6 protein-coding genes and 1 tRNA gene are annotated in these 12,339 nt (G+C 36.8%); 6 read left to right on the top strand and 1 reads right to left on the bottom strand.

Annotated features, from left to right (window positions below; translation table 11 throughout):
• The 5 genes from H3T75_RS10055 to H3T75_RS10035 all read left to right on the top strand — a co-directional run bounded on the left by H3T75_RS10055 (position 1) and on the right by H3T75_RS10035 (position 9,435).
• Positions 1–76: transfer RNA gene (locus H3T75_RS10055), tRNA-Lys, on the top strand.
• Between the two features lie 1,203 nt (positions 77–1,279).
• Positions 1,280–1,498, top strand: a complete 219-nt coding sequence (locus H3T75_RS10050; protein ID WP_370570089.1) for a hypothetical protein — start codon at positions 1,280–1,282, stop codon at positions 1,496–1,498.
• 1,755 nt (positions 1,499–3,253) lie between these two features.
• Positions 3,254–3,430, top strand: a complete 177-nt coding sequence (locus H3T75_RS10045) for an ESPR domain-containing protein (RefSeq protein ID WP_084550124.1) — start codon at positions 3,254–3,256, stop codon at positions 3,428–3,430.
• Positions 3,431–3,568: 138 nt separating this feature from the next.
• Positions 3,569–6,466, top strand: a complete 2,898-nt coding sequence (locus H3T75_RS10040) for an autotransporter outer membrane beta-barrel domain-containing protein (RefSeq protein WP_198211650.1) — start codon at positions 3,569–3,571, stop codon at positions 6,464–6,466.
• 488 nt (positions 6,467–6,954) lie between these two features.
• A complete protein-coding gene (locus H3T75_RS10035; RefSeq protein WP_198211649.1) occupies positions 6,955–9,435 on the top strand; it encodes an autotransporter outer membrane beta-barrel domain-containing protein in 2,481 nt (826 codons plus the stop codon).
• 45 nt (positions 9,436–9,480) lie between these two features.
• Here the strand turns inward: H3T75_RS10035 and pgl are convergent, their stop codons facing one another.
• Complete coding sequence (pgl, locus tag H3T75_RS10030; protein WP_198211648.1) at positions 9,481–10,179, bottom strand: 6-phosphogluconolactonase; 699 nt, start codon at positions 10,177–10,179, stop codon at positions 9,481–9,483.
• Between the two features lie 612 nt (positions 10,180–10,791).
• Between pgl and lysS the strand changes: the two genes are divergently transcribed.
• Positions 10,792–12,315, top strand: a complete 1,524-nt coding sequence (gene lysS / locus H3T75_RS10025; RefSeq protein WP_198211647.1) for a lysine--tRNA ligase — start codon at positions 10,792–10,794, stop codon at positions 12,313–12,315.
• Positions 12,316–12,339: the final 24 nt, after the last annotated feature.

Raw genomic sequence — 12,339 nt, 5'->3', positions numbered from 1 at the left:
GGGTCGTTAGCTCAGTCGGTAGAGCAGCGGACTTTTAATCCGTTGGTCGAGCGTTCGAATCGCTCACGACCCACCATTTTTCCTCCATATATTCTAATACTCTACGCATTTTATCGTTTCTTCCTTTGTATTATTTGTTGTGACAAAACTGTAACATTTTGATGTCATGATATTGTTAATCTTTAATGTAGGCTGGATTAAATGCTTCAGTACTAAATGAGCATATTTTTGCACCTATCTCTAGAGATTTCTAGCCACTCATATCTAATGCCATGCATTGAAACACCATCTTCAACTAGCCTGGTAGCCCATGTATGTCATGAATCATGCTGGCTGAATTCTCACTCAAAGCTTCTGCTGGTCATGTATTCCTGATTTCAGTGCTACCAGTAATAGTATTTCTAGATCCGAGCTGTTTAAGCTCATATTGTATTTTTTAAGTAATAATCAAAATTCGCTACACTTGTTTGTATGCCGTTTAACTCCAGGTATGTCTACATTAGATACTTTAGCCTGTATCAATTTAAGAATGTCACCTTTAAATCTCTAAAATTTAAAAGATTTTTTCATATTAATTTTATAAATTCTTCAACTGAAATACCCATAACCTAATTCTCAGTTATAAAAATTTAAAAAATATATCGTTAAAATAGATAAGATAATTAAATTGATTTGAACTCAAAAAATTTGCTGATTTAAGTCTTTATTTCCTGAGTATTTTGAAAAATGATTAAAAAACAAATTAAGAATAAGGACTTTTAAACTAAATCCGCTCACGCTCCGGATGGGCAACAGCCAGTAAAGCAGGGCTATTTGCCAGATACTGCTTATGCTGAAGAGCCGGAGAAGGCTAAATTACTGGTTTTTTATTATTTGAAGGTTTCTGCTGGAATATGGTTCTGATTTGATTAATACAGTAGTTGGAATGATTAAGAATGATTAATTTTATCAGCTACTACTTTGACTAGAAAATTGGAACCTTTGTTACAGAGCAGTAGAACCGTAAAATTTATTAATAAGAATAATATTAAATATACCAAGTATAGACTGAATGTTGTATAAATAATTTCTTAATAATTAAAATTTAAAATTATATAAATAATTTGGTTGAAAATTTGATTTTTATAATAAACATATGTTAAAAATTATTTATATTTTAATTATGTAAATTGCGGAGAAATTATGCTAAAAATCAGTAGCAGATTTGCCATGCTTTTCTTATGCTTTTTTCTCACAATCAGGATTTGCAAGAATCACAACTAATGCAAATGATCCGGAAGTGAAGTCAAAATGTGCAGATGGCACATATTCAACTTCAACCGGAAGGGGTACATGTTCTCATCATGGCGGGGTTGTTTATGATGATTTGCCAACAAGAAGAAAATCAAATAAAAAACCAAAAACTGAACAACCTAAAAATACTATTAAATGTAATGATGGAACTTCAACTAAAGCAGGAAAAGGGGCTTGTTCGCGACACGGTGGAATAGCACGATAGAAATTTAAGCAATAGTGTGAGAATAATATTTTTAAAGTAGTATTCTGCACTTAAAAATATTTAATTTTAAGAAAGGCTACTGCCGCTTTTATACAATTACTTAGGTTGCCTGTGCAACCTAAGTAATTAGTAAAAGTATAAAGAAATTTAAATCCTGATAAGTTTAATTAAAAGTACATCTAAAGCTGATTTAATGTGGATTCATTTTTACCATTGACTACCTGGTAAATAAATATCATTGTTAATTTTTAGCCTTCAATATCATAAACAATATTATTGTGTGATTGATGTTGAATTAAATCATTGCACAAATTTATCAAAAATTGCTTGCGCCTGTATAGTAAATTCAATATTAGAGATTTTAGATGTTAATTTACTGATAATTCTGGATCTGTTCTATATTAATTCTTATACAATTTTCTGGCTATTTGGGCAGATCGTTGCTGACGATTTAAGTTTGAATTGTAACAGCTTCCTTTAGAAAGTGTGAGCTGGTCTCCCATTGCGTTGTATCGCCTCAATAGGCTATTTTACTATTTATTTAGGAGCATTGCTTACGTATCCATATTTATGTATGGAATATGATATAGATTCTTTTCTTTAATGATTACTTCTCTATGCTGGCAGTGCGTAGTCGCACAGGGTATAACTTATTCACGCATTTTTCTGCAAAGTGAAAATGCTATACATATAAATCATTTTTATGTAGATTAAACCTATAAATAAAATTCATATACCATAAAATTACAATGATGTATATGTGAAATGGCAGTTCATCTGTTTGATATTCCTACATATGTAAGGCAAATAAATACTGATGATCTTTAACTGTAAAATTATTTTACTGCCATTCTTGATGGTATTTGGCAGTGCTCTGGCGGATATAGAGAGTACAATATTAAGTACTTCACGCTTTTTGCTGAGCTCGGTCTTTTAGGTTGCTTCCTATAATAAATTATCTATCTGGTGACGTATTTCTTTTATCTTGAAGTTTCTCTTCATTCTGATTTTCCACGTCTGCTTCATCGTTCCGGCTGGATCAATTGAGTTGATCATGTATACCTTTTAATTCGTTGGTCGAGCGTTCGAATTGCTTATCACCCATCAATTATCTATTATATTAAAGATTTAACTAAATATTTTATAATATAAATTCATTATTATAATTTTCTTAATTTATCAATGACTATTTATTTTTGAATTGTCAGTTTGATGATTAGTCCTTTTTTGTCAAAATTTATATACTTAATTATAGTATTTGTAATCATTATTAAGTTGATTCTATATATTATAGAATATTTAGATTTATTAAAATCGTTTCTAACTATTTCAACACAATATTTTATTTTTCTGTTCATTAAATCTCAAAATTTTTTTATTAAAGAATAAAGAGTATTTATAAAGTTATACACTACTAAGCAATAAAATAATTTCATTTATCAAAATTTATAATTAAATTTATTAAATTCAATAAATTAATGATGTAAATTACATTTTACTCTCTATTTTTCCACTATTTTATTCTTTATTCGGTGAAATTATTTTTAATGAGATAAATATAATGTCATTTGTCATAAAAATACAACTTAATAAATATAAATATTTTAAAACAATATAATTTTACCTATGACAAAAAAATACCTAATTTTGTCTATATAGGAAAATTAATTACTAAAGTAATAAAGTGTTAAATTTAAAATGCATTATATTTGAGTTTCGTTAACTTAACTTAATTTATTAAAGATTGATTGCCAAATGAATAAAATATACAAACTGATTTGGAATGCCAGAGAACAGGCTTATGTTGTGACTTCTGAGTTGGCTCGCAAAAGCGGGAAAGTAGTGGGAGCCAAGGTTGTCACAACAGTGATTGGTGCACTGGCTTTAACTGCAAATGTAGCTCAGGCTCAGTGTGTTTCTACTTCTGAGTAAAATCAAATATTTACTAATGCAGCAGAGAAAGTTGTCATTTCAGATCGGGACAGACCTGATGGCAAGGATATTGCATTCATTGGTATTCCTTCCGATGATCCAATTACTTCACAGGAAGGGGTTTTTGACGTTCTTGGTTTGGCAGATGGTCAAAATATAAGAGTTGAAAGCGAGCGTACCGGCCAGAAAGGTAGTCTTTGGGGAATAAACTCCGGAACAGGCGAAACAACAGTTGATATTTCCGGAGATGTCATTTCATCAGGTAATGAAATGATACCAGGTGATACAGATACGCCAAAATTTGACGATGCTGTTTCAATAACCAATTCTGAAGATGCTACCAATTTGACTGTAAACCAGACTGCAAGCAGCAGTACTATTAAGGGTGAAAATATTGGTATTACAACTTCTAATAGCGGTAAAGGATCTACCAATATAAATGTTGCTGGTACGGTACAAGCTAAGGCGGGTATTTATGCAGATAATGGGCAAAACTCAAAAGCAATTAATATTACTCAGGCTGAAACAGGCAATATTGAAGGTTCAGTTAATGGAATCGTGGTGAATAATCAGGGTATTGATGCTATCAATATCAATATTAGCGGAAATGTTACAGGTAAAGGAACGGGAACCGGATCAGTACCTGTGGATACTGATGATACCATAGATCCGATGAATCCGAATGGTGACATATTTAATACTGGTAGTGGAATTATTGCTGAAAATCAAGAAAATGCGACTGATATCAATATTTATCAATTAAAAGAAAGCAGTAAAATTCAGGGTACAGCAACAGGCATCAGTGCGGTAAATTCTAGTACCGGATCTACAACTATTAGCACAGTGGGTACGGTGATTGCAGATGGACCGGAGAAGAATGGTACAGGCATTTCTGTTTTCAATGGTGAAACAGCGAATGCAATCAATATCACTCAGACAACAGGTAGTATTGAAGGTAAAGAAACTGGAATTGCTGCGACAAATTTAGGTAAAGGTGATACCAAAATCACAACCGGAGGTGATGTAACAGGTACTAGTGGTGCTGGTATACAGGCAACTAATATTGACTGGGCGGATTCTGGTGAGAAAAGATGTATAGCAGTAAATCAGACCGGAGGAAGCATTACAGGCGGTACTGATGGTATCAGTGCAATAAATATGACCGGCGGTGCTGTGTCAATAGAAACGTCAGGTAAGGTGGCGGGTGGTACCGGTGCAGGCATCTCTACCAATGGTTTACCAGCTTCAAACAGTAGTATTATCCTTAATAAGGGAGCAGATGTTTCTGCTGCATCAGGTATTGCAATTGAAGATGGCGATAGCAACTCCTTAGTTACTATTAATAGCGGAGCAAAAGTAACCGGTAATATTAATCTGGGTCATGGTAGTGATATTCTCACTATCAATAATGGTGCTGATATTACTGTTCTTACTATGCTGGACGGCGGCAATGATATAGATAATGGTAAAGACAGCAGTAATGACCAACTCTACCTTAATACTAATCTTCGCGGTTCTTCTACCAGTAATAGTGCAGGTGATGTTGGTATTGTTAACTGGGAAAATATCCATCTTGGACAATCAGCCAGACTAACTCTAACCGGTGACCTTAATACACAAAACCTGAATATCGGATCTGGGGCGGAAGTACAACTTGATAAGATTGATAATTCTTCCGGTAAGAACGAAGTTGCTATTTCAGGTAATGTAAACAATGCCGGTAATATTAATCTGGTTAACGATAATGTTGGTGACCGTCTGACCATTCAGGGTGACTATCATGGCGAAAAGGGCAGTAAACTGCTTCTGGAAGTAACACCTGAGCAAAATAATGCTGATAAATTACATATCGGTGGAAATGCGAGTGGTGAGACAGCCATTGATCTAACTGAAGTTAGTGGTTTGGGTGCAAGTACAGCCGGTACAAATGGCATTGAAATTGTCTCCGTTGATGGTACTGCTGATGGCGATATTTTCACATTACTGCGCGATCATGTTGACGCCGGTGCATATGAGTACAGGCTGCAAAAGAGTGAAGATAATAAATGGAATCTTTACTCTGAAAAAATGCAGGAAACCGGTACAAAAACAACTTATCGTAGAGAAGTACCTTTATATAGTGCAGTTAGTGCCCAGTTACATCAGGCAGACAGTCTGATGCTCGGTGATATGCATAAGCGTATTGGTGCTACTCCTACTCCTGATGAACGGATGAGCTGGGGCAGAGTAATTGCTAATCGTAGCGATATTCGTCAGAATGGAACAGCTAATACCCGTAGTAAAGGTAACTATTCCGGTTTGCAGGTTGGTAGCGATATCTGGAGCAATAATGGTCTGCGTATTGGTGGCTACTTAGGTTATTTACATGGAAATCTTGATGTAAATGGTTTTGCCAGCGGCATTAATGGTAAGGTTGGTAAAAATAGTACTAAATCTTATTTCCTGGGTGCTTATGGTAATTACACCCGAGATAATGGTGCCTATATGGATGTTGTATTACAGGGTGCACGCCATAATGTAGATATCAAACCTGATGGCACCTCAAATAGTAAGCAAAAAGGTCATGGTGTTACTGCTTCTATTGAGGTCGGTCAGCCATTTGCTATTGGTAGCAGCAGCTGGAAATTTGAACCTCAGGCACAGATTATTCATCAATGGCTGGATTTAAATGATACTGATATCAGTGGTAATACCACGGTTAAACAGGATCATGATAATGCGTGGTTATTCCGTCTGGGCGGTCGTCTGGAAGGTAATTATCAAGTAAATAAAGGTATGCTCCATCCTTATGCCCGGGTTAATTTCTTCTACTCACCAAATGGTGCAAATCACACTACCTTTAAAACAAAGGCAGCATCAACTACATTGAATGCCGGTGCTTCGCATGCTAATACTGAAATGGCTATTGGTGGTAGCTATGATATTACCGACAAGGTGAAAGCTTATGGTGAAATTGGCCATACATGGTCTAATGGCGGAGATTCACATGTGAAATCACCTGTAAATGGTTCTGTAGGATTAAAGGTTAACTGGTAATAAAGTTGTGATAATTTAATCAAAACAGGGTTGATCGTTTATGATTCAATCCTGTTTTTTTATTAATACTTTAAATTAAAGACTTATTTTTTATAAAAGTTATTACTTCTATACTTTCTGAATAATTATGATGAACAGGCTTTACCTGAATAAGCTGATTACTAAGAATTCTGTACTAGCGCCAAACGATGCAAAATATTATTAGATCAAATGTTATTAAGGTATGATTTAATAGATTATTTACCCACAACATGAGGGGTATATTGCTATCAACAATAAAGTAAAAGATAAACAGGATTTATTTGAATAAAATTATAAGATAATGTAATTAATTTAAATGAATAAATTAATACAATGGAATTTTAAGGCAAGAGTGTAATTAAATTTATTATATGATAAAAAATAATTTAATTGTAATAAACAAATATTAACTTAATTTATAAATATTGTGATATTATTTTTTTATTTGTGTTAAAAGATTAATTTATATGATGAAATCAATACACCCGCCATTAAAGTTAAAAACTATTCTGCTAGTTGTTCTGGGATCATTGTCAGCTTATAGTGTAGCTGCTAATACTTGTCATGCTATAGACGGATGTAAGGTGCCAGATACGGAAAATAATAAAATTACTATTACAGCTGATCAATATTATAATGGCATTCCTACTGAGAGTGAATTTAAAGAGTTGTTTACCGGAGCTCCCGGAGAAGATGGTCATAACTTGTCGATGTTCCGGATTCATGAATCAAATAATGCGGCACATTCATTAACGGCAGAATTTTCTCCAAATACTGAAATTACAATAGATACCTCGTATTTAAATAATAAAAAGTACGGAGATCATCGGGAGGATATAGACCATACAGGTGTCAGTTTTGAATCAGAAACGGGCAATGCACGGTTTGTGATGCCTAAGGGTGTTCATTTTAGCTTGCAGGGGCAGCCAAAAGAATTTGACGAAGGTATTAAAGGAATTGAACTTAGCGGAGGATATCTGGATTCACAGGCTGATTTTACAATCACTGCTCCTCATTCTGATGCATATTATATAGCGGCTACTGGGGCTGGTACAGCTGCCAGCACAGCGAATATTCATGATTCAGAAATAAAATTAGGTAAAGATAGTGATTATTCAGCTGCAATTTCTATAGAAGTTTCGGATAATAATAATGCACTCGTCAATGTCAATAATATGAAAATACAAGGTGATGGATATATTAATTCTGGCATAGATATAGTGAATCAGAGTTCAGAGAATCATGCTGTTGCCAATGTTAGCAATACAGAAATAAATCTTACTAATCCGCTCAGTTCAGGTTTTTATCTGAATAACGGAAGTGAAGTAAATGTTAAAAATAGTACTATAAGGTCAGGTATTGGCATTATGCTGGCAACTACTCAGACGGAAGCGGATAAACATACATTTACAATTAAAGACAGTAAGTTAATCGGGCAGGATGCTTTACTGGGTGTCAATGATCATCGTTATTATGTTGAAGATGCTGAAGAGGATGATGCTATAGGAGATGAGCAGGTTGCTGCATTACAGCCATTTACTTTAACTGCGGATCATTCTCAATTGGCAGGACGTATTTATATTGATCAGGATCCGAAGCGGGCACCTGAAATAACTTTTAATCTGAATAATGGTTCTTCATGGACAATCAATGGTAATAGTGTCCTGGATGAGCTGAATATTCATGATTCAGTTGTTTCTTTCAGTCAGGGTGGTAAATTTAAAACTCTGACAATAAATGGCGATTTAAATGGTAGCAATAGTCTGTTTAATATGAATACCAGTCTGGCCGATGGACAATCTGATAAGATTAAAATTCATGGTCAGGTTCATGGTGAACATAAAATCAGTGTGGCAGATAGTCGTAAACAGCCCAAAAAACCGAATATTCAGATAACTTTGGTTGAGTCTGAAGGTGGTGACGGGTCATTCTCTATGGTTCAGAATTATGTTGATATTGGCAGATATCGCTATTTCTTCCATCAGGACGGAAATGACTGGATTCTGAGTAATGATAATGGTGCCGCATCAGCCGGAGGCGGTCATTATGGCCCCCGGCATGAAATCAGTGATTTTGCCAATTCGCTTATCAGTATGCGTCAGGCGGCCAGCCAGTTTGTATATCAGATGCAAAAACCTTTAAATGCACGCTTCAACAGTCTGAAAAATGAGTCACATGTTAATAATATGTGGTTGGACAGTAATTATACCAATAATCATTTTGACAGTACTGGCTCAAGCTATGGGTTGACTACCTCTGGTTTTAAGCAAAAATCATATAGTTTGCAATTAGGTTATGATCATTTGTTACCATTGGGTAATGACAGTAATCAGACTTATTTGGGTGCTTTTGTGGGACAGGGGCATTCTAGTGTAGATTTTAATGGTAATTATAAGGACGGTAATCTGAAAGCACTTACTACTGGTGTTTATGTCGGCTGGTATAATACAGCAGGCTGGTTTGCCGATGCGGCTTATCGTTACAGCCATCTGAAAGCTAATGCCAACAAAATGGATAAGGCTACATGGCATAGTAATAGTCTGAGTGTTGATGCGGGTAAAGATTTCAGCCTTTCTGATAAATGGGTAATCACACCTAAAGCTGGTATAACTGCCGGTCGTTTATCCGGTGATGATTATACGAAGAGTACGACTTTTTATCGTAGTCAGTTAGGTGCGGCAGTTAAAACTACTCTGGCACTGAATAAGGTGAATCTGCACCCGTATGCAGGTGCTTACTGGTTACATGATAAAAACAGTCTGGGGCATGCTATTGTTGATGATAGCAATATGCGTATTACCGGAGCTGGTAACAGTGGTCTGTATGAAGCAGGGCTGGGTGTGGATTTTAATTCAAATAATCACGCTGACTTCAAGCTTGATTATGCGAGCGGTCAGCATACAGAGCAGAAATTTGGCATTAATTTTAATTATCGCTATTCCTGGTAATTATGCTCAATTTAGTCAATGCGCCGGTTTTACCCGGCGCATTTTTTATTGAGCCAGATAAATCTGTAATGGCAGTTTCTGCTGATGCAGAACAGCTCTGATTGGCATATCGTTACTATTGATTCCGGCAAGTGCCTGTTGTAGTACCTGTTGTTGTTTTTTGCCGGAAAGTTGCAGATATAGATGTTTACTGTTTAATATTACCGGTAAAGTCAGGGAGATACGATCATGCGGTGCAGTCAGGGGTTTCATGTCTATTACCATTCTCTCGGATTGCATATCCAGGCCTTTGGATAAATTTTCAGCATGAGGAAAAAGTGATGCAGTATGTCCGTCGTCTCCCATACCTAATACCAGTACATCTATGGGTAAGGGTAATAGTTGCTCCAGACGTGCCTGAATTTCATCCACACCATCATATGGATTTTCAGCTACGGTTTTTAGGCTGATAAAGTGTGCTGCTTTAGCTTTATTTTGTAGTAAATGGGTATGAATCAGCCGTTCGTTGCTGTCTTCGTGGTGTTTATCAACCCAGCGCTCGTCCACGAGAGTAATATAAACTTTCTCCCATGCCAGTTGCGCTTTGCTTAGTATCTGAAACAGCTCTACCGGATTCGGACCGCCTGAAACGGCAAGAGAAGCGCAATCGCGCAGATTAATTGCATTTTGCAGGTTGGCAATAATAGCTGTAGCCAGAGCTGTATTCATCGCAATAGGTGTGTCATAAAGATGTAACTGATACATGTTCATCTCCTGAAAGATATATCTGGGTTTTATTGGTGATACAGCGATAAGGTTGTTAAATTCAATATTAAAATTATTATTCGCTGGTAATGGGTTAATGAGTTGTATTTCAATGTAATTGTTGTTAAAACAAATAATAGACTGTTGGTATTTTCGTATGCGCTAACGGATATGGCACAGGCTGACGGTTAATATTTTATTGTTATTTTTATGCTATTTTAATAAATAATAAAGAAATATATATCCGATATTGGCTATTTATAGATTGCTGCTGATAAATTTATGTTCAAGTGTGCTCTTCTGTTTAGCCGATATCAGAAATATTGCTATCGTTAATTTACCCGGGCAGGTTTATGTGCTTTGGTTACAGTTTGGTAATAGTTTATTTCTTTGGGATGATATTTAAAGTTTTTGCTGCTGGGTAAAGAAATTTGTTATGGCAATATGGGATTGCTATAACTGAATCAGGTGTTTTAGATGTCAAACTGGCTGTTTTGACTTAAAATAGGCAGTTATTTTTAATTTTTTATTGCCTGAATTTAATACTATGCTCAATGGTGTCAGGCGGGCAGTTGTTAGTTGATAACAATTGCATATAGTATGAGGATGCATATGAGTGAACAGCAGAATGCGCCGGTAGCTGCCGCGCAAGAAGAACAACTGGATGAAAACCAGATTATGGCACACCGCCGTGAGAAGCTGACGGCGATTCGTGCTGAGGGAATTGCTTTTCCGAATGATTTTAAGCGGGATGCTTTTGCCGGAGATTTGCATCAGCTTTATGATGAGTCTGATAAGGATGCGCTGGCAGAAAAGGCAATTCCGGTAAAGGTAGCCGGGCGTATTATGCTGAAACGTCATATGGGTAAAGCCAGCTTCGCGACCATTCAGGATATGACTGGCCGTATTCAGCTGTATATCAACAATCAGGGTGTTGGTGAGCAAGTTCATGATACATTCAAGCACTGGGATCTGGGTGATATTGTGGGTGCTGAAGGTGAACTGATGAAAACCAATCACGGTGAGCTTACGGTACGGGTGTCTGGTCTGCGGCTGCTGACTAAGTCTTTGCGACCATTACCCGATAAGTTTCACGGTTTAGCTGATCAGGAACAGAAATATCGCCAGCGCTATGTAGATTTGATTACCAACGAGCAGACGCGTGACACTTTTGTGAAACGGAGTCGGATTATTCAGGCAATACGGAATGTGATGGTAAGTGAGCGCTATCTGGAGGTGGAAACACCGATGATGCATCCGATTCCGGGCGGAGCTACAGCAAAGCCGTTTGTCACGCATCATAATGCTCTGGATATGGATTTATTTTTACGTGTGGCACCCGAACTTTATCTGAAACGTCTGGTGGTAGGTGGTCTGGAGCGTGTATTTGAAATTAACCGCAATTTCCGCAATGAAGGGATGAGTACGCGTCATAATCCGGAATTCACTATGATGGAGTTTTATGAGGCTTATGGTGATTACCGGCGCATGATGGATATGACAGAAAAGGTAATCCGTGCTGCTGCTATTGAGGCAACAGGCAGTGCGGTGGTGAGTTATAACGGTAAGGAGGTGGATTTAAGCCAGCCGTTTGCTCGTATGACTATTGTAGAAGCAATTAAACATTTTAATCCGCAGTATACGGATGAACAGCTGACGGATGAGGCCTGGCTGAAGGCTGAAATTAAAAAACTGGGCGGAGCTTTACCTATGGCTCAGGGCCCGGGCAGTTTGCAGCTGGCTTTATTTGAGGAGTGCGCGGAAGCGCAATTATGGCAGCCTACATTTATTGTGGATTATCCGGTAGAAGTGTCACCACTGGCACGTGCATCGGATACTAAACCGGGTTTAACTGAACGTTTCGAGTTGTTTGTGGTCGGACGTGAACTGGCTAACGGCTATTCGGAATTAAATGATCCTGAAGATCAGGCTGCGCGTTTCAAAGCTCAGGTAGCACAGCTGGATGCTGGTGATGATGAAGCAATGCATTACGATGCGGATTATATTCGTGCTATGGAATATGGTTTACCGCCAACCGGCGGCTGCGGTATTGGCATGGATCGTCTGATTATGCTGCTGACAGATGCTCAAACAATACGTGATGTTATTCTGTTTCCGCAAATGCGTTTAGAGTAGTGAGAATCGTCTTTCTGTAATTTA

Origin of the sequence: Snodgrassella sp. W8135 (assembly GCF_016101225.1) — a bacterium.
Taxonomy (GTDB): domain Bacteria; phylum Pseudomonadota; class Gammaproteobacteria; order Burkholderiales; family Neisseriaceae; genus Snodgrassella; species Snodgrassella alvi.
This window is presented reverse-complemented; position numbering and strand designations above follow the sequence as displayed.

Coding starts and splice junctions, on each gene's coding strand:
- H3T75_RS10045 (WP_084550124.1), top strand. CDS start 3,254: ATGAATAAAATATACAAACTGATTTGGAATGCCAGAGAACAGGCTTAT.
- H3T75_RS10035 (WP_198211649.1), top strand. CDS start 6,955: ATGATGAAATCAATACACCCGCCATTAAAGTTAAAAACTATTCTGCTA.
- pgl (WP_198211648.1), bottom strand. CDS start 10,179: ATGTATCAGTTACATCTTTATGACACACCTATTGCGATGAATACAGCT.
- lysS (WP_198211647.1), top strand. CDS start 10,792: ATGAGTGAACAGCAGAATGCGCCGGTAGCTGCCGCGCAAGAAGAACAA.